At 62.4% G+C, this 26455-nt stretch carries 25 protein-coding genes; 5 read left to right on the top strand and 20 right to left on the bottom strand.

The genetic code is table 11. From position 1 onward, the window contains the following. Positions 1 to 102 precede the first annotated feature (102 nt). The 5 genes from DLM_RS07070 to DLM_RS07050 are packed head-to-tail and all read right to left on the bottom strand — an operon-like array spanning position 103 to position 5108. Positions 103 to 804, bottom strand: a complete 702-nt coding sequence (locus DLM_RS07070) for an ABC transporter ATP-binding protein (protein WP_089084800.1) — start codon at positions 802 to 804, stop codon at positions 103 to 105. After that, a complete protein-coding gene (locus DLM_RS07065) occupies positions 801 to 1652 on the bottom strand; it encodes an ABC transporter ATP-binding protein (RefSeq protein WP_197715525.1) in 852 nt (283 codons plus the stop codon). The genes DLM_RS07070 and DLM_RS07065 overlap by 4 nt, the downstream gene beginning before the upstream one ends. After that, the gene (locus DLM_RS23935; protein WP_089084799.1) at positions 1642 to 2460 is read right to left on the bottom strand and encodes an ABC transporter permease; all 819 of its coding nucleotides are present in this window, start codon (positions 2458 to 2460) and stop codon (positions 1642 to 1644) included. Before DLM_RS23935 ends, DLM_RS07065 begins: the two co-directional genes overlap by 11 nt. A 6-nt stretch (positions 2461 to 2466) precedes the next feature. Next, a complete protein-coding gene (locus tag DLM_RS07055; protein WP_089084798.1) occupies positions 2467 to 3534 on the bottom strand; it encodes an ABC transporter permease in 1068 nt (355 codons plus the stop codon). Then, complete coding sequence (locus DLM_RS07050) at positions 3534 to 5108, bottom strand: ABC transporter substrate-binding protein (protein ID WP_089084797.1); 1575 nt, start codon at positions 5106 to 5108, stop codon at positions 3534 to 3536. Before DLM_RS07050 ends, DLM_RS07055 begins: the two co-directional genes overlap by 1 nt. Before the next feature lie 276 nt (positions 5109 to 5384). Between DLM_RS07050 and DLM_RS07045 the strand changes: the two genes are divergently transcribed. After that, positions 5385 to 6959, top strand: a complete 1575-nt coding sequence (locus tag DLM_RS07045) for an ABC transporter substrate-binding protein (RefSeq protein ID WP_089084796.1) — start codon at positions 5385 to 5387, stop codon at positions 6957 to 6959. A gap of 236 nt (positions 6960 to 7195) precedes the next feature. Here DLM_RS07045 and DLM_RS07040 read toward each other — a convergent pair whose 3' ends face one another. From DLM_RS07040 to DLM_RS07020, 5 genes are read right to left on the bottom strand one after another with little or no spacing between them, the layout of a single operon-like run. Next, entirely contained in the window at positions 7196 to 7894 is a 699-nt protein-coding gene (locus DLM_RS07040; protein WP_089084866.1) for an ABC transporter ATP-binding protein, read from the bottom strand. A 5-nt stretch (positions 7895 to 7899) separates the two neighbouring features. Then, a complete protein-coding gene (locus tag DLM_RS07035; RefSeq protein ID WP_089084795.1) occupies positions 7900 to 8661 on the bottom strand; it encodes an ABC transporter ATP-binding protein in 762 nt (253 codons plus the stop codon). Next, positions 8658 to 9605 (bottom strand): branched-chain amino acid ABC transporter permease, encoded by a 948-nt coding sequence (locus tag DLM_RS07030; protein ID WP_145985784.1) that lies wholly within the window; start codon positions 9603 to 9605, stop codon positions 8658 to 8660. The genes DLM_RS07035 and DLM_RS07030 overlap by 4 nt, the downstream gene beginning before the upstream one ends. Further along, on the bottom strand, positions 9598 to 10521 hold the full coding sequence (locus tag DLM_RS07025; RefSeq protein ID WP_089084865.1) for a branched-chain amino acid ABC transporter permease: 924 nt from the start codon (positions 10519 to 10521) through the stop codon (positions 9598 to 9600). Before DLM_RS07025 ends, DLM_RS07030 begins: the two co-directional genes overlap by 8 nt. A 38-nt stretch (positions 10522 to 10559) precedes the next feature. Beyond that, entirely contained in the window at positions 10560 to 11678 is a 1119-nt protein-coding gene (locus DLM_RS07020) for an ABC transporter substrate-binding protein (RefSeq protein WP_089084793.1), read from the bottom strand. A 352-nt stretch (positions 11679 to 12030) separates the two neighbouring features. Here DLM_RS07020 and DLM_RS07015 point away from each other — a divergent pair, with 352 nt between their 5' ends. Together DLM_RS07015 and DLM_RS07010 are read left to right on the top strand one after the other, a co-directional pair. Further along, entirely contained in the window at positions 12031 to 13497 is a 1467-nt protein-coding gene (locus DLM_RS07015) for an FAD/NAD(P)-binding protein (RefSeq protein WP_089084792.1), read from the top strand. Positions 13498 to 13866: 369 nt separating this feature from the next. Beyond that, positions 13867 to 15114 (top strand): OmpP1/FadL family transporter, encoded by a 1248-nt coding sequence (locus DLM_RS07010; protein ID WP_089084791.1) that lies wholly within the window; start codon positions 13867 to 13869, stop codon positions 15112 to 15114. 126 nt (positions 15115 to 15240) lie between these two features. Here the strand turns inward: DLM_RS07010 and DLM_RS07005 are convergent, their stop codons facing one another. Beyond that, a complete protein-coding gene (locus DLM_RS07005) occupies positions 15241 to 15504 on the bottom strand; it encodes an amino acid ABC transporter ATP-binding protein (protein WP_089084790.1) in 264 nt (87 codons plus the stop codon). Between the two features lie 175 nt (positions 15505 to 15679). Here DLM_RS07005 and DLM_RS07000 point away from each other — a divergent pair, with 175 nt between their 5' ends. Both DLM_RS07000 and DLM_RS06995 read left to right on the top strand, forming a co-directional pair. After that, a complete protein-coding gene (locus DLM_RS07000) occupies positions 15680 to 19069 on the top strand; it encodes an ATP-binding protein (protein ID WP_197715524.1) in 3390 nt (1129 codons plus the stop codon). Beyond that, a complete protein-coding gene (locus DLM_RS06995) occupies positions 19069 to 19986 on the top strand; it encodes a DNA-binding response regulator (RefSeq protein ID WP_089084789.1) in 918 nt (305 codons plus the stop codon). Before DLM_RS07000 ends, DLM_RS06995 begins: the two co-directional genes overlap by 1 nt. Before the next feature lie 53 nt (positions 19987 to 20039). Here the strand turns inward: DLM_RS06995 and ureG are convergent, their stop codons facing one another. The 9 genes from ureG to urtE form a co-directional block, all read right to left on the bottom strand. Next, the gene (ureG, locus tag DLM_RS06990; protein ID WP_089084788.1) at positions 20040 to 20651 is read right to left on the bottom strand and encodes an urease accessory protein UreG; all 612 of its coding nucleotides are present in this window, start codon (positions 20649 to 20651) and stop codon (positions 20040 to 20042) included. Then, on the bottom strand, positions 20648 to 21157 hold the full coding sequence (locus tag DLM_RS06985) for a GNAT family N-acetyltransferase (RefSeq protein ID WP_089084787.1): 510 nt from the start codon (positions 21155 to 21157) through the stop codon (positions 20648 to 20650). Before DLM_RS06985 ends, ureG begins: the two co-directional genes overlap by 4 nt. A gap of 83 nt (positions 21158 to 21240) precedes the next feature. After that, positions 21241 to 21924, bottom strand: coding sequence for an urease accessory protein UreF (locus DLM_RS06980; RefSeq protein WP_089084786.1), 684 nt, complete (start codon positions 21922 to 21924; stop codon positions 21241 to 21243). Beyond that, the gene (gene ureE, locus DLM_RS06975; RefSeq protein ID WP_089084785.1) at positions 21921 to 22418 is read right to left on the bottom strand and encodes an urease accessory protein UreE; all 498 of its coding nucleotides are present in this window, start codon (positions 22416 to 22418) and stop codon (positions 21921 to 21923) included. The genes DLM_RS06980 and ureE overlap by 4 nt, the downstream gene beginning before the upstream one ends. A 68-nt stretch (positions 22419 to 22486) precedes the next feature. After that, the gene (ureC, locus tag DLM_RS06970) at positions 22487 to 24187 is read right to left on the bottom strand and encodes an urease subunit alpha (protein ID WP_089084784.1); all 1701 of its coding nucleotides are present in this window, start codon (positions 24185 to 24187) and stop codon (positions 22487 to 22489) included. Further along, the gene (locus DLM_RS06965) at positions 24184 to 24489 is read right to left on the bottom strand and encodes an urease subunit beta (protein WP_089084783.1); all 306 of its coding nucleotides are present in this window, start codon (positions 24487 to 24489) and stop codon (positions 24184 to 24186) included. The genes ureC and DLM_RS06965 overlap by 4 nt, the downstream gene beginning before the upstream one ends. 27 nt (positions 24490 to 24516) lie before the next feature. After that, complete coding sequence (gene ureA, locus DLM_RS06960; RefSeq protein ID WP_089084782.1) at positions 24517 to 24819, bottom strand: urease subunit gamma; 303 nt, start codon at positions 24817 to 24819, stop codon at positions 24517 to 24519. 15 nt (positions 24820 to 24834) lie between these two features. Then, the gene (locus DLM_RS06955; RefSeq protein WP_089084863.1) at positions 24835 to 25689 is read right to left on the bottom strand and encodes an urease accessory protein UreD; all 855 of its coding nucleotides are present in this window, start codon (positions 25687 to 25689) and stop codon (positions 24835 to 24837) included. Between the two features lie 67 nt (positions 25690 to 25756). Beyond that, positions 25757 to 26455 (bottom strand): urea ABC transporter ATP-binding subunit UrtE, encoded by a 699-nt coding sequence (gene urtE, locus DLM_RS06950; RefSeq protein WP_089084781.1) that lies wholly within the window; start codon positions 26453 to 26455, stop codon positions 25757 to 25759.

Raw genomic sequence — 26455 nt, 5'->3', positions numbered from 1 at the left:
CGACCACACCGATGATGACTACATCGGCACTGGCGGGGCGCGGGTCGTTTGCTTCCACCCGGTTGCAGGCTTAGCGCAGCATGGCTGCAAAGGCTTGTGACTTCATGTTGTTTGCCCCCTGGATTCGGCGCTAAGGCGTCCGGCCTGCATGTGGACGGCACGATCGCACAGGTGATCGATCACATCGCCATCATGGCTGACCAGTAGCATGGACAAGTTTTGTTGCTGTTTCAGCCTGGTCAGCAGGTTGAGGATTTCCGCCTGTACCGACATATCCAGCGCCGAGGTGGGTTCATCCAGCAGCAACAGCCGCGGCTGCAGCAGCAAGGCACGCACGATGGCAATGCGCTGGCGCTGGCCGCCGGAAATCTGGTGCGGATAGCGCGTGGCGATGTCCGGCTCCAGCCCCACGTCCTGCAAGGCGGCATCCACGCGTGCCGCGATGTCCCGCTCGCCCTGCAACTGCAATGGCTCGCTCAGGGTACGCCGCAAGCGATGGCGCGGGTGCAAGGAGGCGTAAGGGTCCTGGAATACCATCTGCACATCGCGCCGCAACTGGCCGGCAAAAGGCTGCCCCGGCCGCAGCGCGGTGCCGAATATGGACATGGTGCCATGCCAGTGCGGATTGAGCCCGGCCAATGCCCACAGCAGGGATGACTTGCCGCAGCCGGAAGCGCCGATCAGGCCGAAACACTCGCCCTGCCGGACCTCCAGATCAACATCATGCACCACCTGCCGGCTGTTTCTGCCTGCCTGGTGGCTGACGCCAAACCCCTGTAAACGGATGATGGTTTGCTGTGTCATGCCAGCGTCTCCAGCCATTGCCGGTCAAATACCGGCAGCACCGTGCCGTGACTGTGCTTGCCGGGGCGGCAGGCCCACAGCGTACGGGTATAGGGGTGGGTAGCCTGCGGTAAATCCGCGGCTGCCAGCTGGTCCACCAGTCGTCCCTGATACATCACCAGCGCGCGCTGGCAATGCTGCGCCACCAGCGGCAGGTCATGGCTGATCAGCAACAGGCCACTGCCCTGCTCAGCCACCAGTCGCAACATCAGCGCCAGCATCTGCTCGCGCAGGGCGGCATCCAGTGCCGAGGTGGGTTCGTCGGCAATCAGCAAGGCCGGTTCGGTGATCAGGGCCATGGCCAGCATCACCCGCTGCCCCATGCCGCCGGATAGCTGATGCGGCAAGGCATGTTGCAAGCGGGCCGGGTCGGGCAGGCCAACCGCATCCAGCATGTGCAGCACCTTGTCGCGCCGTTCGCGCGGGGACAGGCGGGTATGCAGCAACAAGGGTTCTTCCAGCTGCGTACCAATGCGCAAACCGGGGTTCAGTGCGTATTTGGGGTCTTGCAGCACCATGGCAATCTGCCGGCCCCGCAGGCTGCGCCATTGTTTTTCACCCAGCGACAGCACATCCTGCCCGGCAAAGGACAAGCGCTGTGCCTGCAACTGGCAGGACGGGGACAGCAAGCCCATCAGTGCGCGCGCAGTCAGTGACTTGCCGGAGCCAGACTCCCCCACCAGCGCCACGCACTCCTTGCCCATGGTAAAGGAAATGCCTTTTACCAACTGGCGTTGCGGCTGCTGGCGCAAGGAAATGGTCAGCGCCTCTACATCCAGCAAGCAAGGCGTTTGTTGATCAGGCTGCATGGCGCGGGTCCATTCTGTCACGCAGGCCATCGCCCAGCAGATTGAAGGCCAGGCTGGTGAGCAAGATGGCACCACCCGGTGCCGCCGCCACCCACCACTGGTCAAAAATCACCTTGCTGCCTTCGGCCACCATCGCGCCCCATTCGGCCATCGGCGGTTTCACCCCCATGCCGAGAAAGCCCAGCCCGGCTGCAGCCAGAATGATGCCCCCCAGGTTCAGTGCAGTGCGCACGATGGCACCGGGCAGACATAGCGGCAGGATATGCCCCACCATCAGCCGCCAGCCCTTGATGCCCTGCATGTGGGCGGCAGCCAGGTAGTCGCTGCGGCGTAGGCTGAGGGTTTCGGCACGCGCCTGCCGGGCGAAACCGGGCCAGCTGGTCAGCGACAGCGCCAGCGCACCATTGAGCAGGCCCGGCCCCAGGATGGCGACAAAGGCCAGCGCAATCACCAGGCTGGGCAAGGCCAGAAAGGCGTCGGTCAACCGCATCAGCAGCACCTCCAGCCAGCCGCCACGATAGCCGGCAGTAATGCCCACCAGCAGGCCTAGCGGCACGGTAAGCAGCAGGATGAGCGCCACCAGCAGCAAGGTGGGCCGGGTGCCGAACAGCACCCGCGACAACAGGTCGCGGCCGAAGCCGTCGGTTCCCAGCCAGTGGCTGGCCGACGGCGCTTGCAAGCGCTCGCTGATGTTTTGCAGGTTAGGGTCCCAGGGGGTCAGCCAGGGTGCCAGTACCGCCAGCGCGATGATGCCGCTGATGATGGCGCTGCCCAGCGTAAAAGCATTGGTTTTGGACAACATTGACATGATGATTTATCGCGATGAGGGGTGAGCGATGTCGGCCTGCCGACTGCGCGGGTCCAGCAGCAGGACCAGGCTGTCCGCCAGCATGTTCAGCAGCACGAAGCTGCTGCCTATCACCAGCGTGGCCCCCAGAATGGCGGCCACATCCGAGGCAAACAGCGCCGTGGTCAGATAGCGGCCTATGCCCGGCCAGGCAAACACGGTTTCGGTGAGGACCGCACCTTCCAGCAGGCTGCTGTAGGACAGGGCCAGCACCGTCACCAGGGTGCCGCTGACATTGGGCAGCACATGCCGCCACAGAATGCGCCAGCGCCCTGCTCCCTTGGCCCGCGCCAGCGTGACGTACTCCTTGCCGCACTCTTCCAGCAATGCCGCCCGCAACAAGCGCGTGATACCCGCCATGGAGAGCATGGCCAGCAGCAACACCGGCAGCCACAGGTGCGACACGGCATTGCGCAATATTTCGGCATCGCCACTGCGCCAGCTATCGAGCAGGATGAAGCCGCTGCGCTCATTCAGGCTGTACAGATAAGCATCATCCAGCTGGCCCGGCCCGCCTGCCCAATGCAAGCGCGCATAAAACAGCAGCAGGCCCAGCAGCCCCAGCCAGAACACCGGCACCGAATAGCCCAGCAAGGAAAAACAGCGCACCAGATTGTCCAGCCAGCCGCCGGGCTTCAGTGCCGATAGCAAGGCCAGCGCCACACCACACACCGAAGCCAGCACGATGGCGTAAGTCGCCAGCTCCAGCGTGGCCGGAAAAGCACGTGCCAGGTCGCTGGCCACCGGCTGGGCGGTGGTGCTGGAGACGCCCAGATCGCCATGCAGCAAGCGCAGCAGATAGCGGCCCAGTTGCAGCGGCAAGGGCTGGTCCAGCCCCAGCTCATGACTGACCTGGGCATAAGTCTGCTGACTGGCATGGTCGCCCGCCACCTGCAACACCGGGTCGATGGGCGCCATGCGCGACAGCAAGAAGGTCAGCGTCAGCAACAGCAGCAGCGTCAGCAGCATGGTCAACAACTTGCGCGCCACGCCCCACAGCGGGCCAAACAGCAGACGCTCGGACACGCTGCGCATTACTTGCTGACCTTGTCGTAAAACACCATGTCCGGGTTCACGCCCTGCACATAGCCTTTCAGGTTGCTGCGCACGGCAATCAGGCTGCGGGCCTGCAGGCCAATCACAAACGGCGAAGACTTTTGTACCGTCTTTTGCAGCTTCTGATAGGCGGCGGCGCGCTTGGCCGGGTCGGCAATAGCAATGGCCGCCAGTGTTTGCCGGTTCAGCTCCGGAATATGCCAGCCGGCACGCCAGGCCAGGGTCTTGCTGCCGTTTTCCGGGTTATAGGCAAAGGCCGAGGCATTGGTATGCGGGTCGAAATAATCCGGCCCCCACGATGTCAGCACCGCATCGTAATCCAGCGCCTTCACCTTGGTGGATACCTGCGCGCTGATGCCGGGCAGCAGCTCCACCTTCACCCCGCCCTTGGCAAAGCTGGCCTGCAAGGCCTGGGCGATGTCCAGATAAGGCGGCTGGTTGTTCACCGACAATTTCAGCGTGATATTGCTCAGCCCGGCACGGGCCAGGATGGCACGCGCCTTGTCCGGGTCGTAACGGTAGGGCTGGTCTTTCAAGGCCCCCGGATAGCCATCGGGCAGGAAGGACTGATGCACCTGGAACTGGCCTTGCAGCAGCTGATTGGCAATCTTCTGGTAATCGAACAGCCAGCGCGCCGCCTCCCAGAACGCCGGATTCCCCAGCGCCGGCGAGGCCTTGCTGTTGATCTGCAGGAAATACAGGGAAGCAAAAGGAATGGCCAGCGGCTTCACGCCGGGCTTGCCCGCCAGGCCTGCCAGTTGGTCCGCTCCCAGATTGCGTGCGATGTCGGCATCGCCCTGCTCCAGCAACAGGCGGCGTGCGGCGGCATCCGGCACGTTCTTGATGACAATGCTTTTGAGCTTTGGCGCGCCGCGTGGCGAACTGGGGTTGGCGTCCAGCACCAGTGCCTCGTGCGGCACATAGCTGCGAATGCGGAAGGGGCCGCTACCGGCGGAATGGCTGCCCAGCCACTGATGGCCCAGGTCATTGTCCTGCTGGTGCGCCAGCGCCTCCTTGCTGTCCACAATGGATGCCACCGGCGCCGACAGCAGGCGCAAGACAAAATCGGCGCTGGCGTCCAGCGTCCAGCTCAGCTGCACGGTCTGGCTATCCACACGCCGGATCAGGCTATCCACGTTCTGCGCCGTCCAGCCCAACTGACTCAGGATGAAGGACGGCTCCTGGTTCAGCTTCACCACCCGCGCCAGCGAAAACACCACGTCGTCTGCGGTGAGCGCATTACCCGAGGCAAAACGCGCCTTGGGGTTGAGTTTGAAAATCAGGCTGCGCTTGTCCTTGCCAAGCTGCCAGGACAGGGCCAGGTCCGGTTGCAGCCGCTGCGGGTTTTGCACATCGGCCTGCACCAGACGCTGGTACAGATTATTGAAAGCCTGCACCGTGGTCAGCTCAAAGCCCTGGGCCGGGTCAAAACTGGAGGTGTCATCGATGGACTGGGCAATAACCAGGGTATTGGCCGGCGTTGCGGCCAGCGCCGGATAGCAGAATGCTGTCAGGCTGGCCAGCAGCGGCATGGAGTACGAGATTTTTTTCATTTGCTTTATTTATCTGCCAGGAATCTGCCAGATATTAAACAAAGCATTGCCAACGGCTAAATCAGAATTTCTGCTATGCAAATCAGCAAGAAATCAAACAAATCAACTCGCCGTATTTAACATTTTTTTACCTGAATCACCCTCCTCCGATAATGGCATTCCTGTCACTCGCAATACCGTCCGGTTCAGGAAAATCTGCATTGCTTATACATAAATGGATTTTGGAAAAAACCCGCCAAATCAAATAATGGGCATCCAATTCAAGGAGGATGAAGCATGCACAAGCCGATTGCGCTTGCCATATTGACCGGGCTGGCGCTGTGCCAGACGGCCAATGCCGGCACCCCGAAAAATGTCCTGGTGGTGGCTCAGTCCATCGACGATCTGGCCAGCCTGGACCCGGCCGAGGGTTTCGAATTCAGCAGCGTACAGTCATTCAACAGCCTGTATCAGCGCCTGGTGCAGTCCAACCGCAGCAACCCGGCCAATATCGAAGCGGCACTGGCCAGCCACTGGGTGGCCGGCAAGGACGGTCAGTCCCTGCAATTCACCCTGAAACCGGGCGCACGCTTTGCCAGCGGCAACCCGGTACGGCCGGAAGATGTCATCTACTCGCTGGCACGGGCCGTCAAGCTGAACAAGTCCCCGGCCTTCATCCTGAATGAACTGGGCTGGAAGGCCGACAATATCGATGGCTTGCTGAAAAAGACCGGCAACAAGCAGGTGGAACTGTCCTGGCCCGCCAAGGTGGGCCCCAGCTTTGCGCTGAGCATTCTCTCGGCCCCGATTGCCTCCATCGTGGATGCGAAAATCGTGCAGGCCAAGGAACAGAATGGCGATGCCGGCAATAGCTGGCTCAAATCGCACTCGGCCGGCAGCGGCAGCTTCCAACTGCGCGAATACAAGCCGCACGAGGCACTGGTGCTGGATGCCAACCCCACATCGCCGGCCGGTGCGCCGCTGCTCAAGACGGTAATCTTCAAGAATGTGCCGGATGCCGCCGCCCGCCGCCTGCAACTGGAACAGGGTGATGCCGACATTGCCCGCGACCTGAGCGCGGACCAGATTGCCGCCCTGAGTGGCAAGCCCGGCGTCAAGGTACAGGTTTTCCCGTCGGCAGCGCTGTATTACGTGGCTTTCAATACGGTCAGCCCCAGCAACAGCAGCCTGAAGAACCCGGCGGTGTGGGAAGCGGCGCGCTGGCTGATCGACTACGACGGCGTGGCCAACAAGCTGCTGCGCGGGCAATTCAAGGTGCATCAGTCCTTCCTGCCCAGTGGTTTCCTTGGCGCACTGAAAGACCAGCCCTACCGCTTTGACCCGGCCCGTGCCAAGGCCATTCTGGCCAAGGCCGGCATCAAGGACCTCAGCATCAAGCTGGACACCTTCAATCAGCCGCCCTACGCCGACATTGCCCAGTCCTTGCAGGCCAGCTTTGCCCAGGCGGGCATCAAGCTGGAACTGCAACCGGCCATTGGCAGCCAGGTATATGCCAAGGTGCGCGCCCGCAGTCATGAAGGCGTTTTGCTGAGCTGGACGCCGGATTATTTCGACCCGCATTCCAATGCCAGCGCCTTTGCCCTCAACCGCGATGACGGCACCAAAACCCTGGCCTGGCGCAATGGCTGGGTGATTCCGGCGCTGAGTGACAAGACCGACCAGGCAGTACAGGAAACCAGGCCGGCCAAGCGGGTGGCCCTGTACAGCGCGCTGCAAAAGGACATCCAGAAGAACTCGCCGTTTGTACTGGCCTTCCAGGCGAGCCAGCAAGTGGTGTTGCGCAGCAATGTGCAAGGCTTTTTGCAGGGCCTGAATGCCGATCAGGTGTATTTCGACAAGGTCAGCAAGTAACAGGCTTGCGCTGGCCATCAAGAAAAAACGCAGTGCAAAAATGCACTGCGTTTCAGGCTGCTGACGAAGTGATTGGGTTCGATTTCACAGGACCCGGCAAAGCCGGGCTTTTCTACTCACTGCTTGATTCAGCAGCCTTCCCATCCATCCCCGCCCCCCGCCCTTGCCTTGCCAATTGAAACAGCGGGCCTCGCTTTCTGTTCAGAAAGCGAGAGAGGGTTTATCAACAAGCTGGATCAGGCTGCTCCCAGATAGGCATTCTGCACGGCGGCATCATGCATCAGCTGCTGCGCCGGGCCGGACAGGGCAATCCGGCCGTGCTCCAGCACATAGGCATCATCGGCAATGCGCAGTGCCGAGCGCGCATTCTGCTCCACCAGCACCACCGTCACCCCGTGCTGGCGGATGGTTTCGATCACCCGGAAAATCTGCTGCACAAACTGCGGTGCCAGCCCCAGCGAGGGCTCGTCCAGAATCAGCAGCCGCGGTCTGGCCATCAGCGCCCGGCCTATGCACAGCATTTGCTGTTCGCCACCGGACAGGGTGCCGGCCAACTGTTTGCTGCGCTGCTGCAGGATGGGAAAGATGTCATGCACAAAGGCCAGCTCCCGCTGCCAGTCCCGCTGCGCCCCGGCGCCCAGTTGCAGGTTCTCCCTTACCGTCATGCTGGAGAAGATCTGCCGCCCTTCCGGCGCATGCGACAAGCCGCTTTGCACGATGCGGTGGGCCGGCTGGCCATGGATGGGCGCACCGTCAAACCGTATGCTGCCCTGCCCAAGCGGATAGATACCGGAAATGGCGCGCAACAGGGTGGTCTTGCCCGCGCCATTGGCACCCAGAATGGTGACAATGCGCTGCGGCTCCACAGTGAGGGAAACCTCACGCAGAATCGGCACCCCGCCCAGCGTCACGCTGATGTTTTCAACTTCCAGCAACGCCATCAGGCCTCCTCGCTGCCAAGATAGGATGTAATCACCGCCGGGTCGCGCATCACCTGTTCCGGGCTGCCTTCGGCCAGCAAGCGGCCGGATGACAGCACCAGCACACGGTCGCAGATTTTCTTTACCAGGCTCAGGTCATGCTCCACCAGCAACAGGCTGAGCCCTTGCTGGCTCAGCTGGCGCAAAAAGTCGGCCAGGGCGGCGGTTTCGCTGTCATTCAGCCCGGCCGCCGGTTCGTCCAGAATCAGCAAGCCCGGTTGCAAGGCCAGGGCGCGGGCGATTTCCAGATACTTGCGTTTGCCATAGGACAGATTGGCCGCCAACTCGAACGCCAGCCCATCCAGCCCGGTCCGGCGCAGTGCCGCCCAGGTGGCAGCACTCACCGCCTGCGCACTGTGCTGCTTGCGGCTCCACAGCGCACGCCAGCCAAAGCGCTGCTGGCTGAGTGCGCCGATGCTGACATTGTCAAACACCGTCATGCCGGGAAACACCCGCAGGTTCTGGAAGGTGCGTGCAATGCCCTGCCGGGCGATCTGCGGCACCGGCAGGCCGTCGATGCGCTGTCCGGCGTAATGCACTTCGCCGTGGCTGGGGCGCGAGAAGCCGGTAATCACGTTGAACAAGGAGGTCTTGCCCGCGCCATTCGGCCCGATCAGGCCGGTAATGCCACCGGACGGCAAGCGCAGGGAGATATCCTCCAGCGCATGTACCCCGCCGTAGCTTAGCGACAGCTGTTTCAGTTCCAGCAGCGTATCGGTCATGATTGCTCCAGGGCTTTGAGGTGGCTACGGAACACCCGCAGCGCCGAGTATTCGCCAATCAGCCCCTTGGGCAGGAACATGATGAAGCCGAACATGATGGAGCCCACCACCAGCATGCGGTAATCACCCAGGCTGCGTAGCAACTCCGGCAACAGGGTAAGCAACAAGGCCCCCATGATGGCACCGGGCAAGCTGCCCAGCCCGCCGATCACCACCATGGCCAGAATGGTGATGGATTCGCTGAAACGGAAATCACCCGGCGACACATAGCGGGTGGAGTGCGCCCACAGCGCACCAGCCAGCCCGGCAATGAAACAGCCCAGCACCATCACCTGTATTTTCAGCCGCGCCGGGTCCAGCCCCATGGCGGCCACGCACTGCTCGTCCTCGCGCAAGGCGCGCAGCGCATTGCCGTAGTAGGAATGGATGGTGCGTTCCAGCAGCAGGTAACACAGCAGGAACACCAGCATCACCAGCCCCAGGTTGATGGCCGGGCTGGCCGTACTGAGCGGAGCGATGTCGGTAATGCCCATCGGGCCACGGGTGAAATCCACCCAGTTAAGCAAGGTGACATACACCGCCTGGCCTATGCCCAACGTGGCCACGGCAAAATGCACATTCACCAGCCGCCGGGTCAGCCAGGCAGTCAGCCCGCCCAGCAGCGCCGCCGCCAGCCCGGCCAGCGGCAGGGTAAGCCAGGGCGAAAACTGGTACTGGCTGGACAGCAAGGCGGCAGTATAAGCCCCCACGCCGTAAAAGGCCGCATGGCCCAGCGTCATCATGCCGGCCACGCCGGTAATCAGGTTGGCACTGGCCGCCAGCAGGCCGAACACCAGCGCCATGCTGGCCAGCCGGTACAGGTAGCTGGCATCCAGCCAGCCCAGCAGCAGCCACAAGACGGCCAGCAGCAATAGCGGCCTTGTTGAACGGGACAGACTAGACACGTTCCACCTTCTTTCCGAACAAGCCGCGCGGGAAGTACAGCAGGGTGATGAGCAACAGGCCGTAGCTGATCAGCTCGGACCAGCCCTGCGACACGAAGTCGGTGGACAGTGCTTCACACAGCCCCAGCACGATGGCACTGATGACGGCACCGGGGATGGAATCCAGCCCACCCATCACCATGGCCACAAAGGCCTTGATGCCGGGCGAAAAACCCATCTGCGGGAAAATATTGCCCGAATACAAGCCCACCACAATGCCGGACACCGCGCCCATCAGCGAGCCGATGGCGAAGGTGGCAATGATGATGTGATTGACATTGATGCCCACGTGCAAGGCACCCAGCCGGTTATTGGACACCGCGCGGATGGACAGGCCCAGCCGGGTACGAAACAGCAACCATTGCAGCAGCACAAACATCAGCAAGGCCGTGACGAAAATCAGCACCTGCCCGCTGGCAATGCTCAACGGCCCCAGCTGGATGGGCGTCATCAGCAGATAGGCTTGCGGAATGGACTGCATGTCGGCACCGACATACAGCTGCATCAGCTCGCGGGTGATGATGGAAATGGCCAGCGAGGACAGCAAGGTGGCCTCGCGCAGCGCCTTGGACTTGAGCGAGGCCTCATCGTTGAAACGACGAAATGGCCGGAAAGCCACCCGCTCCAGCAACACGCCCAGCACCAGCCCGGCCGCGGCCACCAGCAGCAGCACGGCAAAGCCGGGCGGTGCCAGCACCTGAATGGCCAGCAGCCCGGCAAAAGCGCCCAGCATGTAGATTTCGCCGTGGGCGAAATTCACCACATTGAGCACGCCGAAAATCAGCGTGAAGCCGATGGCAATCAGCGCATACACCAGGCCCTGCGCCAAGCCGTTCAGCAACTGCTGCACCAGGAAAACATCAAAAAAATCCAGCATGTGCATTCTCGTGCAAAGCCCGCCAGGCGGGCCGTGAATCAATTGGCTACCGCAGTGAAATCGCCATTGCGGATTTGCAGGCGCGACAGGCTCTTGGCCGGTTCGCGAGTCACCGGGTCAAAGGTGGTCTTGCCGGTGACGCCGGGGAAGTCCTTGGTGGCGGCCAGTGCATTGCGCACTGCCTCGCGGCTGGCTTTTTCGCCACCGGCCTTGGCAATGGCATTGAGCATGATGCGGGTGGCGTCATAGGCCTGACCGGCAAACATGGACGGCTCCACGTGGTAACGCGCCTGGTAAGCCTTGACGAAGGCCTGCACGTTCGGCTCCTTGCTGCTGGCGGTAAAGGTGGTGGAAATCTTCACCCCTTCGGCTGCCGGGCCAGCCAGCTGGATCAGCTTTTTCTCGTACATCGAGGACGAGCCATATACCGGCACATTGAAGCCCAGTTGCTGCTTTTGCTGCAGCAAGGCCGCGCCGTCTTCATACATCAGCGCGAGATAAATGGCATCGGGGCGGGTGCGGGCCACCTTAGTCAGGATGGCGCGAAAATCGCGGGTACCCGGATTGAAGCTTTCCAGCGCGGTGACTTCGCCACCGGCGTCCTTGAAGGATTTGGCAAAATTCTTGCTGGCGGTCTGGCCCCAGTCGTTCTGGATGCTGATGACGGCCACCTTCTTGATATTGTTCTGGCTGATCCAGCGGGCGTTATACGGCCCTTCGAATGCCTCGGTGATGATATTGCGGAATTGCCAGGGGCTGATCTTGACGAAATCCGGATGCGAGGCAGTTTGCGACAACTGAGCCAGATGGGTTTCGGCATATACCTTGCCCGCGGCAATGGATACCGTGGAGGAGAAATCGCCGATTACCCCGACAATGGAATTGTCGTCGGAAAACTTGTGGGCAATCGACACGCCTTCCAGTGCATCACCCTTGCTGTCGGCAAACTTGATGACCACCGGCGCGGCTTTATGTGTCTGATTATATTCATCCAGTGCCAGATTGGCGGCATTACGAAACTGGTTGCCATACTGGGCATATTCACCGGTCAATGGGGCCTGATAGCCAATGGCAACCGGGGCGGCAAGCGCAGAGAAGGAAACCGAGGAAAAAGCGGCAACAAGCAATGCCTTGTGATATTGACTGGCGGCAAACATGAGTAATCCTTAGCTGACATTGAAAGCAGGAAATTGGCAAAAAACAGGCTGCCATGATGCAAACAATGGCAGCCGTAGGGTTAATGCCACCAATCTAGCACTGCCGCCGCCAGCGCTGATTGCACATTCTTCACATGCTTATCATTTATTCATGTTTGACAGGGAAAATCGGCACAATGACGCAATAAAACAAGCGCGAAATACCAATTCCAGACAATAAAATCATGAACCGAATGCGATTGGCGCAATACTGAATGCTTGTCTTTATTTCCGATTTACAGTGCAGGAATTGATATTTGGCCGCCCAAAAACCCATGTTAGGGTGTGGTTTTTGCCATGGATGTTTTGCAACATGACTAGCAGCGCACAAACACAGGGCCTGGCGGCTCTGGAAAGCCGTATCCGGCAAGACCTGGACTATCTTGGCCTGCCGGCCAAAAACTGGACCATCCCGGCCAGCCACCCGGAAGGTGAAGTCAAGGATGTGGTGATTGTCGGTGGCGGCATGTCCGGCCTGGCGGTGGCCGCCGCGCTGGCTTTCAATGGCGTGGATGCCGAAATCTACGACCAGTCGCCCGCCGGCCTAGAAGGCCCCTGGGCCACCACCGCCCGCATGATTACCCTGCGCTCCCCCAAGGAGCTGCCCGGCCCTTGCCTGGGCATTCCCAGCCTCACCTTCCGCGCCTGGTACGAGGCGCAGCACGGCCTGGAAGGCTGGCAGCAACTGGACAAGATTCACCGCCTGAGCTGGATGGAATACCTGCGCTGGTATCGCGAGGTGCTGCAACTGAAGGTACATAACCTGCAAAAGCTGGTAGACGTGGAAGCGCGCGCCGATGGCGTGGTTGCCCTGTCTTTCCGCGACGACACCAGCGGCCAGACCCGCCGGGTGCTGGCGCGCCACGCGGTGCTGGCCACCGGGCGCGATGGTCTGGGCGGTGCCAGCCTGCCCGCCTGGGCTGCCCGCCTGCCATCCAGCCACTGGGTACACTCCGGCGCTGCCTGGTCAGGCGAAATGCTGCGCGGGCGCAATGTCACCGTGATTGGCGGTGGCTCCTCCGCCATGGATGCCGCCGCCACGGCACTGGAACACGGGGCCAGAAGTGTTTCCCTGCTGATCCGCCGTCACGACCTGCCGCGCATCAACAAGAGCAAGGGCACGGTCAATCCCGGCATGGCGCATGGTTTCCGCCTGCTGTCGGACGAATGGAAATGGAAAGTCCGCCATTACCTGAACACCACCCAGGTGCCGCCGCCGCACAGCAGCACCTTGCGCGTGTCCCAGTACCCCAATGCCAGCTTTCACTTTGGCATTCAGGTGGAAACGGCCCGGCTGGAGGATGACCGGGTTGTGCTCAGTACCAATCTGGGCGAAGTCACCACCGACTTCGTGATTTTCTGCACCGGCTTTTGCACCGACTGGGCGCAACGGCCGGAATATGCCCGCATCGCCGGCCATGTGCGGCTATGGCAGGACCACTACCCCAGCCTGCCCGGCGCACCGGATCGCGAGCTGGCCGGTTCGCCTTATCTGGGCAGCCTGTACCAGTTTCTGGAAAAACAGCCCGGCAGCCTGCCCGGACTGGAGCGGATTCACTGCTTCAACTACGCGGCAGCCCTGTCGCAGGGCGCCAGCGCCGGTGATATTCCGCAAGTCAGCGACGGTGCGCAACGGCTGGCTTCCGGCCTGATTGCCAGCTTGCTGGCAGAGGATGTCGATCAGCACTATGCCCGGCTGCAGCAATACGATGAGCCGGAACTGGATGGCAGTGAGTGGCGTGCGGCAGCTAGCCCGCTGCCAGATCAGGCACATCTGTAGCCCTTCCAGCGGAGATTTGCCAGCCGGCTGCCAGACCCATGGCCTGGGAAGGCAGCGCAGGCGCCGCACATGACAAGTCGGCGGCAAATATCCGCCTTATTGCACCTGAAGTGCTGATGGAATGCAGATCAAACACCGGATGCCAGCCGCTGCCCTGCCCCGCATTTCACTGCGACGGCGACCACCGGCATGGCTGGCATGACGGTGTCTGCGTTGTGGGACAAGAACCAAGCCAATACCGCCGGGAATGAACCGGGGCGCTTGATTTAGCAAAATAATATATAAACTTATATTATATTCCTAAAAATATAATACGTTTTTTTACTTATCATGGCTCCAGCAACATAACAACAGGCCATGGGGTAAGTAATGAAACAAAGAGGAATTCAAATAGCACTGCTGTTGGCAGGGCTGGTACCCAGCAGTTGGGCAACCAATGGTTATTTCGCCAATGGTTATAGCGTCAAATCAGAAGGCATCGCCGGCATCGGCATTGCCTTGCCACAGGATACGCTGGCCATCGCGGCCAATCCAGCCGGGCTGACCAGCATTGGCAACCGGCTGGATGTCGGAGCCAACCTGTTTACCCCAAAGCGTTCCGCCAGCATCAGCGGTAATGGTGCCGGGCTCAATGGCCAGTACGATGGCAATGCAACCCGCGATTTTGTCATTCCGGAGCTGGGGTACAGCCAGCAACTGACCCCCGAACTGGTGGCCGGGGTGGCCCTGTATGGCAATGGCGGCATGAATACCGATTATCAGCGCAACCCCTTTGCCGCCGTGGGCGGCAAAGGCAGTGCCGGGGTTGAGCTGTCGCAACTGTTTGTGTCACCCGCCATCGCCTGGAAGCTGAACGAAACGCAAAGCCTGGGCCTGGCCTTGAATCTGGCGTATCAGACATTCACCGCCAAAGGGCTGGATGGCTTTGCCGGTTTCTCATCCTCTGCGGCCAATCTGGATAGTAATCGGCGCGACAGTTCGACCGGTGTCGGACTGAGGCTGGGCTGGAGTGGCAAGCTGTCCGAGCAGTTGACGCTGGGCGCTACCTGGTCTTCGCGTATCCGCATGAGCAAGTTTGACGATTACCGCGGCCTGTTTGCCGATCAGGGCAGTTTTGACATTCCGGAAAACTACGGTGTCGGCTTGAGCTATCAACTGACGCCAAGCGTGTTGCTGGCGGGGGAATACCAGCGCATCCGCTTCAGCCAGGTCGGCTCGATTGCCAACAGCGTGGACAGCCTGTTCAGCGGCAAGCAGCTTGGCAGCAATCAGGGGCCGGGCTTTGGCTGGCAGGACATCAATGTCTATCGCCTGGGCATCAGCTACACGCTGAACGACAACTGGACGCTACGCGGCGGTTACAGTCATTCCGATCAAGCCGTGCCGGCCAGTCAGACGCTGTTCAACATCCTGGCACCCGGTGTCGTGCAAAACCACGCCACCGTCGGCCTGAGCTGGAAAGTCAGCAAGGATAGCGAACTGAGCGCGGCCTATGTGCATGGTTTCAAGCAGACGGTGCATGGCCAGGGTTCAATCCCGAACGCACTGGGCGGTGGCGAAGCGGACATCAGCCTGTCGGAGAACCTGTTCGGCCTGGCCTGGGGCTGGAAGTTTTAAGCTGAACGCAGGCTGGCGCTTGCCACCATGGTGCGTTGAGACACCCATCGCCACAACCCGGCTGCCTGCCATGCCGCCGGGTTGTTTACTTGCCGCGAATCACCGGAAAAACCGGCAGGCTTGGGCCTAATGCCGCAGGATTTTCCACAGGAATTGCGCTGCATGTGCTGGTCTGGAAGCACTGCCACCAAAGCATGCGTGCTTGCTGCAATCGTCCACGGTCTGGCCCCGGTTGATGCAAATCACCCGCTTGGCCACTTTGCGGGCGAAACCCATGTCGTGGGTGACACACATCATGGCCCTGCCCTGTTTGGCCAGCGCCTCCATCACATCCAGCACTGCCTTCACCATCTGCGGGGCCAGCCCATAGCTGGCTTGGTCAAACAACATGGCAAGCGGGGGCAGCGCCAGCGTTCTGGCAATGGCTGCCCGCGGCGGCCAAGCATGCGTTTTTAATCCGCGCAGCGCCGCACGCAAGCGGGGGCCAATTAAATATTGCCATTGCCCATACACTGGCAGGTTTTTTGCGTGCAGGTCTGATCCCAGCACACCACAGGCCAAACGCGTGTCACACCAGCCAGCAAACCCGCCCCAGCAAGTTCTGCAGCTACGCCGCGACTACAACAGTTGGGTGGCGCGCGAGTCGCTGGAAGACTATGCGCTGCGCTTTACCCCGCGCCGCTTTCGCCAGTGGTCGCTGTGGCGGGTGGCCAATACCGCGCTGGGCGGGGCGGCGTCTTTTCTGGTGCTGGAAGCCGTGGGGGCCACCATGCTGGTGCAGGCCGGTTTCTTCAATGCCCTGCTGGCCATCCTGCTGACCGGGCTGGTGATCTTGCTGGCCGGGCTGCCGATCTCGGTGTATGCCGCCCGTTACGGGGTGGATATGGATTTGCTGACCCGTGGTGCCGGTTTCGGCTATATCGGCTCCACCGTTACCTCGCTGATCTACGCCTCCTTCACCTTCATTTTTTTTGCGCTGGAAGCGGCCATCATGGCTTATGCGCTGGAGCTGGGCTTCGGCATTCCGCCAGTAGCCGGATACCTGCTGTGCGCCTTGCTGGTGCTGCCGCTGGTTACGCATGGGGTTACTGCCATCAGCCGCCTGCAAAGCTGGACCCAGCCCTTGTGGCTGCTGCTCTTGCTGCTGCCCTATGGCTTTGTGCTGTGGCAGGAGCCTGCTGCCGTGCAGGGCCTGTGGCATTACCCTGGTGCGTACGGCGCAGGCACGCAGTTTGAGCTGCGCAGTTTTGGTGCGGCCTTCGCGGTGGGCATTGCACTGATTACCCAGATGGGCGAACAGGCGGATTATCTGCGCTTCATGCCGCCGCGCACCGCTGACAATGCGCGTAGCTGGTGGCTGGCCTGCCTGCTGGGCGGACCGGGCTGGGTACTGCCGGGCGTGGCCAAGATGCTGGGCGGCGCGCTGCTGGCCTGGCTGGCCCTGCGCAATGCGGTGCCGCTGGCCAAGGCGGTGGACCCGAACCAGATGTATCTGATCGGCTATTCCCATGTGTTCAGCGATGGCCGGCTGGCCATTGCCGCCACCACGCTGTTTGTCATCGTGTCCCAGCTCAAGATCAACGTCACCAATGCCTATGCCGGCAGCCTGGCGTGGTCCAATTTCTTTTCCCGCCTCACCCACAGTCATCCGGGCCGGGTGGTGTGGGTGGTGTTCAATACGCTGATTGCCCTGTTGCTGATGGAGCTGGAGGTGTTTCAGGCGCTGGGGCAGGTGCTGGCGCTGTACAGCAATATCGCCATTTCCTGGATCATGACGGTGGTGGCGGATTTGCTGATCAACAAGCCGCTGGGGCTCAGTCCGCCCGGCATCGAGTTCCGGCGCGGCTATCTGTACGACATCAACCCGGTGGGGCTGGGCGCGATGGCGCTCTCATCGCTGCTGGCGGTGGCCGCCCATCTGGGGGTGATGGGCGAGACGGCGCAGGCGCTGTCACCGCTGGTGGCCATGTGTGCCGCGCTGCTGCTCTCGCCGCTGTTCGCCTGGCTGAGCGGCGGGCGCTATTATCTGGCGCGCCGCCCCTCCGGCATGCAGCAGGCACGCTATCGCTGCGTGCTGTGCCAGCGCGAATACGAGGCGGAAGACATCGTGGGCTGCCCGGCGTATCAAGGCCACATCTGCTCGCTGTGCTGCACACTGGATGTGCGCTGCGGCGATCTGTGCAAGCCGCAGGCCACGCTGGCGGCGCAATGGCAGGGCTTGTTGCAGCGCCTGCTGCCGCGCGGCCTGCAACCTTATCTGCAACGCGGGCTGGGGCATTACCTGCTGCTGATGACCGGCATCACGGCTTTCTTGCTATTGCTGCTGGGCCTGTTGTATTTCATCGCCCGGCAGGAAGGTGCGGTGGCCGGGCTGGCCGGCCTGCTGTTCCGCCTGTTTGCCGTGCTGCTGCTGGCCAGCAGCGTACTGGCCTGGTGGATGGTGCTGACCCGCAATAGCCGCCAGGTGGCACAGGAGGAATCGCGCCGCCAGACCCGCCTGCTACAGCAGGAAATCGACTCGCACCGCCAGACCGATCTGCTGCTGCAGCAGGCGCGCGAAGCGGCCGAGCAGGCCAATCAGGCCAAGAGCCGCTATGTCAGCACCATCAGCCATGAATTACGCACCCCGCTCAACAGCATGCTGGGCTATGCACAGATTCTGCATGCCGATGCCAGCCTGTCAGCAGCGGCGCGCCAGGCAGTGGAAGTGGTGTACAAGAGCGGCGACCACCTGCTGTCGGTGATAGAAGGCACCATGGACATTGCCCGCATTGAAAGCGGCAAGCTGACACTGGACATGCGCCCGCTGGACTTTACCGCCTTCATCAAGCAGTTGGTGGCCATGTTCAGCCTGCAGGCGCAGCAAAAAGGGCTGGATTTCAGCTTTGTCCCGCAAGGCGAACTGCCGCAAGTGGTACGCGCCGATGAAAAGCGCCTGCGGCAGATCCTGATCAACCTGCTGGGCAATGCGGTCAAGTTCACCCACTGCGGCGAGGTCAGCCTGGGGCTGCGCTATCAGCGCGAAATGGCCACCTTTACCATTCGTGACAGCGGGCCGGGGATTGCGGCCGAGGACCAGGCCCGGCTGTTTGAGCCCTTCGAGCGTGGCCGCCAGTCGCAACAAGGTGGCAGCGGGCTGGGCCTGACCATCAGCAAGATGCTGACCGACCTGATGGGCGGCGAAATCCGCCTGGACAGCACGCCGGGACAGGGCGCGCTGTTTACCGTGCGGCTGTTCCTGCCGGCGCTGCACGGCCAGCAGGCCGAACAGGCCGTGCCACGGCTGCAGCGTACCGGCTATGCCGGGCCGCGCCGCCGCCTCTTGCTGGTGGACAACGAGGCGGTGGACCGCGCCATGCTGCGCCACATGCTGCAAGCACTGGGTTTTGAGCTGGCCGAGGCCAGTAGTGGTGCCGCCTGTCTGGCGCAACTGGCCAGCTTTCGCCCGCATGCGGTGTTCATGGACCTGGCCATGCCGGGCATGGACGGCTGGCAAACACTGCGCGCCATCCGTCAGCTACAACAGGGCCAGCCCGATGCCGCGCAACTGGCCGTCATCTCGGCCAATGCCTTTGACAAGGGCCAGGACAACGATGTCGGCATCAGCGCGGCGGATTTTTTCGTCAAACCCATCCGCCTGCAAGAGATACTGGACTGGCTGGGGCAAAGGCTGGCGCTGCAATGGCACAGCGACAGCCAGCCGCTGGCCAGCCCTGCCCTGCAACCCTTGCATGCCAGCGCAGCGGCGCTGAGCCTGCCGCCAGCCGACTTGCTGCAGCCCTTGCTGGAGGCGCTGCAACTGGGCTACCCCAAGGGAGTGAAGGCCGCCTTGCACACCCTGGCCGGCCAAACCACCCAATATGCTGAATTCCTGCGCCGGGCCGAGGCGCTGGCGGCAAACTTTCAACTTGATGCGCTGCGCAGCCTGGCGCAGCCGGATAAGGACCAAGCCTGATGGACAAGGCCGCACAACGCAGCCCACTGGTGCTGATCGTGGATGATGTGCCGGACAATCTGCAATTGCTGCACGATGCGCTGGACGCTGCCGGCTACACCGTGCTGGTGGCCACGCATGGAGAAGCCGCGCTGCAGCGCGCCCGGCTCAGCCTGCCGGATGTGATTCTGCTGGATGCCCTCATGCCGGGCATGGACGGTTTTGAAGTGGCACGGCGGCTGAAGGCGGATTTTGTCACCCGGCCCATTCCCATCGTGTTCATGACCGGCCTGACCGAGAGCGAACACGTGGTGGCGGCCTTTGCCGCCGGCGGGGCCGACTATGTCACCAAACCGCTGCGGCCACCGGAAGTGCTGGCGCGCATTGCCGCGCACACGGCCAATGCCCGCCAGATGCAGCAGGCACGCAGCGCGCTGGATGCCTTTGGCCAGGCCACGCTGGCGCTGGACCCGCACAGCGGCCGCCTGCTGTGGCAGACCGCGCTGGCCCGTCAGCTACTGCAGCGCTACTTCGACGTAGTGGGCGAACAGGCACCGCAGCCGCTGTTGCGCTGGGCTTGCCATGCCGAGCAGGCCAGGCTGGCCGGGCAGGAGCTGCCGGGGCAGTGGCCGGGAGAGGCCGGCCAGCGGCTGCTGGCCAGTTTTCACCTGGCCCCCGGCGCAGCGGAATGGCTGGTGGTGCTGCGCGAAGACGGTGTGCAATCCAGCGTGGCCGCGCTGGTGGCGGCCTTCCGCCTGACCCAGCGCGAGGCCGAGGTGCTGCACTGGCTGAGCCTGGGCAAGACCAATCGCGATATTGCTGACATCCTTGGCATGAGCCCGCGCACCGTCAACAAGCATCTGGAGCATGTGTTTGCCAAACTGGGAGTGGAAACCCGCACCTCGGCGGTTGCCATCGCCCTTGGGCGCGCCCACTGAGGGCCGCCCCGCGCCATCCATACCGCGCCTGCCGGATGGGCGGCGGCTTCGGCTCACAGTTTGAGCATGCCCTTTTCCTCGATGATGGCGATGATGTCGGCCAAGCCCTGCCCGCTTTTCAGATTACTAAACACAAACGGCCGCTCGCCGCGCATCTTGCGCGCATCACGCTCCATCACCTCCAGCGACGCGCCCACCAGCGGTGCCAGGTCGATCTTGTTGATCACCAACAGGTCCGACTTGCAAATACCCGGCCCGCCCTTGCGCGGAATCTTGTCGCCGGCGGACACATCGATCACATAGATGGTGAGGTCGGACAGCTCGGGGCTGAAGGTGGCGGCCAGATTGTCGCCGCCGCTTTCGATAAAGATCACGTCCAGTCCCGGATGGCGCGCATTCAACCGCGCCACCGCTTCCAGATTGATCGACGCATCCTCGCGGATGGCGGTATGCGGGCAGCCGCCGGTTTCCACGCCGATGATGCGGTCTGGTGCCAGCGCCTCGTTCTTCACCAGAAACTGCGCGTCTTCCTGGGTATAGATATCGTTGGTCACCACGGCCACGTTGTAGATATCGCGCAGGGCGCTGCACAGCGCCCAGGTGAGGTGGGTCTTGCCCGAGCCGACCGGCCCGCCAATGCCCACGCGAAGTGCGGTCTGTTTCATGCTGGATGTCCTTTGTACTGAGGTAATACGGTGGCAGATGGGGATTCAGTCTGGAGTTGTTTACTCATGAAGATACTGAACGGATCTTCACGGTAATGGGCAAACGGCCCGCAGCGGCTAAAACCAAAGCTTTCATACAAGGCCAGCGCAGGCAGAAATGCCGCGCTGCTGCCGGTTTCCAGGCTGAGCCGCTGATAGCCGCGTTGCTGCGCGGTGTGCAGAATGTGCGCCAGCATACGCTGCGCCACGCCCTTGCGCAGATGGGCGGCGGCGGTGCGCATGGATTTGATTTCGCCATGCGCGGGCTCAAGCTGCTTGAGCGCGCCACAGCCCAGCAGCACCTCCCCCTCCCACGCGGTCCAGAAGGTGATATCAGGGGCTTGCAGCCCGGTCAGGTCCAGTGCGTGTACGCTTGCCGCTGGCGAGTTGGCATACATGCCGGCCAGATGTTCCTGCAGCAGCGCATGCACGCGCGGGTCGCTCAGTTCATCAATGATGATTTGCATGGTGTGAGGCTTGTCAGAATGCTAAAACGCGGGGCTGAGGCCGTGCTGCCGCAGCGGGGCGGCAAAGCAGCGAATCCACCGACTCATGATCGGAACAGCCTGCTGTATTGGGTTTCATGCCTCATGGCCGCCCACATCAGGCCGGGGGCAAAATTGCTGTGTTGTTCGGCAGGCAGGCTGATGGCGCGCTCCACCGCACTGGCCAGCAGCGGCAACAGCGCAGACAGCAGTTGCTGACCGGCGCTCTGCCCCATGGGCATGGCCTTGAGCAGCACCATCACCTGGTTTTCCAGCCAGCTCCACAACAGGGCGGTCAGCGCCTCGCGCTCGGCAATGCCCAGCACCTGCGCCGCCATGGCCCAGGCCACCGGCAGGCAGATGTCCTCGTCCAGCAAGCTGACAGGCCAGCCCATGGCCTGGCCTTCCGGCAGACCGGCCAGCAACTGGCGCAGCGAGTAGCCCATCTGCAGGGTTTCCTGCTGCTGTTCGCGGCAGTCACGGCTGGCCAGATAGCGCTGATTGAGCCGGGCCAAACCCTGCGCGTCAGCAGCGGCCACCATTCGTATGGCTTGCACCAGCAAGGCGGCGTCAAACTGGCAGACCGGGCCTTGCAAGGCATCGCCCAGCCACTGGCGGGCGCTGGCGGCATCGTGGACCAGGCCCAGCTCCAGCGCGCTTTCCAGCCCCTGCGAATAGCTGAAACCGCCAATCGGCAGGCCCGGACTGGCCAGGCGCAACAGTTGCAACAGCGGCAGCAATGCCGTCATGCCGGCTGGCCAAACAGATGCAGCTTGGGCGCGTACTGGAAGGCCGCATCCTTGCCGTGCGAATGATGATGCCCGCCGCCGTAGGCACCGCTTTCCGGATTGAACGGCGCAAACAGGCGGCTTACCTCCGCCCCCAACTGCTGCAGCATTTGTTCCAGCACATAGTCGTCCAGCAGCCGCAGCCAGCCATCGCCCACTTGTAGATGCACGTGGCGATTGCCCAGATGGTAGGCGGCGCGGCACAGCTCCTGTGCATTGGCGCAGCGCACATGCAGCAGCGGCTCGTCCGCCGCCACCACGCGCAACACCCGCCCGTCCTCGGCCTGCAGCAACTGGCCATCGGCCAGCGGTGCGCCTGCCGGCAGGAACAGGCCAACCTCTTCGCCATTGCTGGCGCGGGTGCGCAGCCGGGTTTTGCTACGCAATTCAAAAGTCAACAGCAGCTCGGCCTCCCAGCCGGCGGCCTGCGATAAACGTTGTGTGACAACCAGCATATTCCTGTCTCGCTTTCTGGTTTTCCATCCGAAGAAACACGCCTTTCCATGCCCTGATTTCTCCATCTTCAGAACAGGAAATAACGCTGGGCCATGGGCAGCACCGCGGCCGGTTCGCACCACAGCAGTTGACCGTCGGCTTTTACCTGATAGTTTTGCGGGTCCACTTCAATCTGCGGCAGGTAGTCGTTGTGGATCAGGTCGGTCTTCTGCACGCTGCGGCAGCCCTGCACTGCCACCAGTCGCTTGCTCAGGCCCAGCGCCTGGCCGATGCCGGCATCCAGCGCAGCCTGGGAAACAAAGGTGACGCTGCCATCGGCAATGGCCTTGCCAAAGCTGCCGAACATCGGGCGGCTGTGTACCGGCTGCGGGGTGGGAATGCTGGCATTGGCATCGCCCATGGCGGCCATGGCGATGATGCCGCCCTTGAGGATGAGCGAAGGCTTGACGCCAAAGAACATCGGCTTCCACAGCACCAGGTCGGCCAGCTTGCCCACTTCGATGCTGCCCACCTCATGGCTGATGCCGTGGGTGATGGCCGGGTTGATGGTGTACTTGGCGATATAGCGCTTGATGCGGGCGTTGTCGCAGCCCTCGCCATCACCGGCCAGCGGGCCGCGCTGCTGTTTCATCTTGTCGGCGGTTTGCCAGCACCGCAGGATGGTCTCCCCCACCCGGCCCATGGCCTGACTGTCGGAGGACATCATGGCAAACGCGCCCAGATCATGCAGGATGTCTTCGGCGGCAATGGTTTCGCGCCGGATACGGCTTTCGGCAAAAGCCACATCCTCGGCAATGGCCGGGTCCAGGTGATGGCACACCATCAGCATGTCCAGGTGCTCGTCGATGGTATTGACGGTGAAGGGCCGCGTGGGATTGGTGGAGCTGGGCAGCACATTGGCAAAGCCGCAGGCCTTGATGATGTCCGGCGCGTGGCCGCCACCGGCACCCTCGGTGTGATAGGTGTGGATGGTGCGGCCCTTGAACGCCGCCAGCGTGGCTTCGACAAAGCCGGATTCGTTCAGCGTGTCGGTGTGTATGGCCACCTGCACATCCATCTCGTCCGCCACGCTCAGGCAGTTGTCGATGGCGGCCGGGGTGCTGCCCCAGTCCTCATGCAGCTTCAGGCCGATGGCCCCGGCGCGCACCTGTTCGCGCAGTGCTTCCGGCAGGCTGGCATTGCCCTTGCCGGTAAAACCCAGGTTCATGGCAAAGCCTTCTGCCGCCTTGAGCATGCTGGCCATATGCCACGGCCCCGGCGTGCAGGTGGTGGCATTGGTGCCGGTGGCCGGGCCGGTGCCGCCACCAATCATGGTGGTGATGCCCGCGGCCAGTGCTTCTTCAATCTGCTGCGGGCAGATGAAATGGATATGGCTGTCGATGCCGCCCGCTGTCACCAGCATGCCTTCACCGGCAATGATTTCGGTGGCCGCACCGATCAGGATGTCCACACCGGGCTGGATGTCCGGGTTGCCCGCCTTGCCGATGGCGGCGATGCGGCCCGCTTTCAGGCCGATATCAGCCTTGACGATGCCCCAGTGGTCGATGATCAGCGCATTGGTAATCACGGTATCCGCCACCTCGGCAGCCACGCACTGACCCTGGCCCATGCCGTCGCGGATTACCTTGCCACCGCCAAACTTCACTTCTTCGCCATAAACGGTGAAGTCACGCTCCACCTGTGCCCACAGGCCGGTATCGGCCAGTCGCACTGCATCGCCCGTGGTGGGGCCGAACATTTCGGCATAGGCCTGTCTGCTGATTTTCATAAGTCCCCCATCACCCGGCCCTGAAAGCCGAATACGCGGCGTGCGCCATCCAGCGCCACCAGTTCTACCGTCCGGGTCTGGCCCGGCTCGAAACGCACCGCCGTACCGGGGGCGATATTCAGCCGGAAACCACGTGCGGCAGCGCGGTCGAACCGCAGTGCGTCGTTGGCTTCGGCAAAGTGGTAATGCGAGCCGACCTGTATCGGCCTATCGCCGCGATTGGCCACCACCAGGCTGATGGTGTCGCGGTCGGCATTGAGTGTGATCTCGCCGTCCCGCACGCGGATTTCTCCTGGAATCATCTGCGTCTCCTGTGGGCAGAATGAGGTTCAGACAATGGGCTGGTGCACAGTGACCAGCTTGGTGCCATCGGGAAAGGTGGCCTCCACCTGGATGTCCGGAATCATCTCCGGCACGCCGTCCATCACCTGCTCGCGGCTAAGCAGCGTGGTGCCGTAGTGCATCAGCTCCGCCACGCTGCGGCCATCGCGCGCGCCTTCCAGAATGGCGGCGCTGATATAGGCCACGGCCTCGGGGTAATTCAGCTGCAGGCCGCGCGCCAGACGGCGTTCGGCCACCAGTCCGGCGGTGAAGATCAGCAGCTTGTCTTTTTCGCGGGGGGTCAGTTCCATGAATGCGCTTTCTTGTCAGCTTGCCCAGATGCGCGGCTGGCTGGCTGCGCGTCCGTGGCTGAAGGGATAGATCAGGTCGCGACAGGCACGCAGCCAGTGATGGGCGGCTTCGGCACTGTCGCCAATGAAGCGGGCCAGCCAGAGGCCGGGCAACTGGCTGGCGGCGGCACGTCCGGCGCAGGGCAGCGCCAGACAGGCCTGATGCAGTTCGGGTGGTAGTGCCGGGCCGGCCCACAGCAAGCTGGCCAGCACGCTGTGGCCGCCCATGCCCACCGGCGACGCCAGCAAGGGGCTGTCTCCGGGTACATGGCTGTGTTCACACCACAGCAGTTTGTCGTCGCGCCATACCTCGCTGCCTTGCTGCCAACAGCCGCGATCAAAGCGCTCGGCACTGGCCGGTCGGCCCAGGCACATCACCTCGCCGCTCAGCAGGCGGGCATCGCCCTGCAACTGAAAGCGGTTGTCCAGCGCCACCACGCTGCCGGCATACAGAATGGTTTCCTGCGGCAGCCATTCCAGCAGGCTGCCCGGCTGCTGCTCCACCCGTAGCTGCTGGGAGGAGGCACGGCCAAAACCGTCATACCACTTGGCCGCGCCGGGGCTGGTGAGCAGTACCTGGCTGCCGGCGGCCAGATCGATATCCAGCGTCAATCTGTCCCCGCCGGCCATGCCGCCGGGCGGATGCACCACAATGTGCTGGCACTGGCCGTGGCCATCGATAAAGTGTTTCTGCACCCGCAGCGGCCCCTGGTGACGTCGATGCACCGGCACGGTGCGGCCTTGCACCACGGCATAGCCCAATTCCAGTGCAGCCGGCCAACCGGCCATCAGTCCGCTCGGCAAGGGGCTGGCAGATACCAGCTCGTTCATGTTCATCAGCAGTCAACCGGCTATGCGAATGGGGGTGAACCAGCAATTTGCGTGCCGGGCTCTGTCCTTATATGGCCAGCAGTTCGCGCACGCCATCGCTGGCCATCTGGCTGCCCTGCCCGCTGCGGATCACCTCGCCGCGTGACATCACCAGATAGCGATCGGCCAGTGCTTCGGCAAAGTCGTAGTACTGTTCCACCAGCAGGATGGCCATGTCGCGCCGCGCCGCCAGATTGCGGATGACTTCGCCAATCTGCTTGATGATGGAGGGCTGGATGCCCTCGGTGGGTTCGTCCAGCACCAGCAGCGATGGCTGGCTGACCAGCGCCCGGCCAATGGCCAGTTGCTGCTGCTGGCCGCCGGACAGGTCGCCGCCGCGGCGCTGGCGCATGTCGTACAGCACCGGGAACATCTCGTACACCGAGGCCGGAATCTCGCGCCCGGCCTTGCCGCCAAAGCGGGCCAGCCCCATGCGCAGGTTTTCTTCCACCGTCAGCCGGCCAAAGATTTCCCGCCCTTGCGGCACATAGGCAATGCCACGCGCCACGCGCTGGTGCGGCGCGCAGCGGCTGATGTCCTCACCCTGCCAGCGTATGCTGCCGCTTTTGGCCGGCAGCTGCCCCATCAGGCAGCGCAGCAAGGTGGATTTGCCCACGCCATTGCGGCCGAGCAGACAGGTCACCTGGCCGATTTCGGCTTGCAGGCTGACGCGGCGCAGAATGTGGCTGCCGCCGTAGTATTGGTCCAGTTCTTGTATGTCCAGCAT

Origin of the sequence: Aquitalea magnusonii, assembly GCF_002217795.2 — a bacterium.
Lineage (GTDB): Bacteria > Pseudomonadota > Gammaproteobacteria > Burkholderiales > Chromobacteriaceae > Aquitalea > Aquitalea magnusonii_B.
The sequence above is the reverse complement of the archived record's forward strand: the minus strand, read 5'-3'. Positions and strand labels throughout refer to the sequence as shown.

Bases quoted from the DNA above. Each gene is read 5' to 3' on its own strand.
- DLM_RS06965 (WP_089084783.1), bottom strand. From the start codon at position 24,489: ATGATTCCAGGAGAAATCCGCGTGCGGGACGGCGAGATCACACTCAAT.
- DLM_RS06985 (WP_089084787.1), bottom strand. From the start codon at position 21,157: ATGCAAATCATCATTGATGAACTGAGCGACCCGCGCGTGCATGCGCTG.
- DLM_RS07005 (WP_089084790.1), bottom strand. From the start codon at position 15,504: ATGTTGTTTGACCAAGCCAGCTATGGGCTGGCCCCGCAGATGGTGAAG.
- DLM_RS07025 (WP_089084865.1), bottom strand. From the start codon at position 10,521: ATGCTGGATTTTTTTGATGTTTTCCTGGTGCAGCAGTTGCTGAACGGC.
- ureA (WP_089084782.1), bottom strand. From the start codon at position 24,819: ATGGAACTGACCCCCCGCGAAAAAGACAAGCTGCTGATCTTCACCGCC.
- DLM_RS07045 (WP_089084796.1), top strand. From the start codon at position 5,385: ATGCACAAGCCGATTGCGCTTGCCATATTGACCGGGCTGGCGCTGTGC.
- DLM_RS07070 (WP_089084800.1), bottom strand. From the start codon at position 804: ATGACACAGCAAACCATCATCCGTTTACAGGGGTTTGGCGTCAGCCAC.
- DLM_RS07055 (WP_089084798.1), bottom strand. From the start codon at position 3,534: ATGCGCAGCGTGTCCGAGCGTCTGCTGTTTGGCCCGCTGTGGGGCGTG.
- DLM_RS07015 (WP_089084792.1), top strand. From the start codon at position 12,031: ATGACTAGCAGCGCACAAACACAGGGCCTGGCGGCTCTGGAAAGCCGT.
- ureE (WP_089084785.1), bottom strand. From the start codon at position 22,418: ATGCTGGTTGTCACACAACGTTTATCGCAGGCCGCCGGCTGGGAGGCC.
- DLM_RS07050 (WP_089084797.1), bottom strand. From the start codon at position 5,108: ATGAAAAAAATCTCGTACTCCATGCCGCTGCTGGCCAGCCTGACAGCA.
- DLM_RS06955 (WP_089084863.1), bottom strand. From the start codon at position 25,689: ATGAACGAGCTGGTATCTGCCAGCCCCTTGCCGAGCGGACTGATGGCC.
- ureC (WP_089084784.1), bottom strand. From the start codon at position 24,187: ATGAAAATCAGCAGACAGGCCTATGCCGAAATGTTCGGCCCCACCACG.
- DLM_RS07065 (WP_197715525.1), bottom strand. From the start codon at position 1,652: ATGCAGCCTGATCAACAAACGCCTTGCTTGCTGGATGTAGAGGCGCTG.
- DLM_RS23935 (WP_089084799.1), bottom strand. From the start codon at position 2,460: ATGTCAATGTTGTCCAAAACCAATGCTTTTACGCTGGGCAGCGCCATC.
- DLM_RS07020 (WP_089084793.1), bottom strand. From the start codon at position 11,678: ATGTTTGCCGCCAGTCAATATCACAAGGCATTGCTTGTTGCCGCTTTT.
- DLM_RS07010 (WP_089084791.1), top strand. From the start codon at position 13,867: ATGAAACAAAGAGGAATTCAAATAGCACTGCTGTTGGCAGGGCTGGTA.
- urtE (WP_089084781.1), bottom strand. From the start codon at position 26,455: ATGCTGGACATACAAGAACTGGACCAATACTACGGCGGCAGCCACATT.
- DLM_RS07035 (WP_089084795.1), bottom strand. From the start codon at position 8,661: ATGACCGATACGCTGCTGGAACTGAAACAGCTGTCGCTAAGCTACGGC.
- DLM_RS06995 (WP_089084789.1), top strand. From the start codon at position 19,069: ATGGACAAGGCCGCACAACGCAGCCCACTGGTGCTGATCGTGGATGAT.
- ureG (WP_089084788.1), bottom strand. From the start codon at position 20,651: ATGAAACAGACCGCACTTCGCGTGGGCATTGGCGGGCCGGTCGGCTCG.
- DLM_RS06980 (WP_089084786.1), bottom strand. From the start codon at position 21,924: ATGACGGCATTGCTGCCGCTGTTGCAACTGTTGCGCCTGGCCAGTCCG.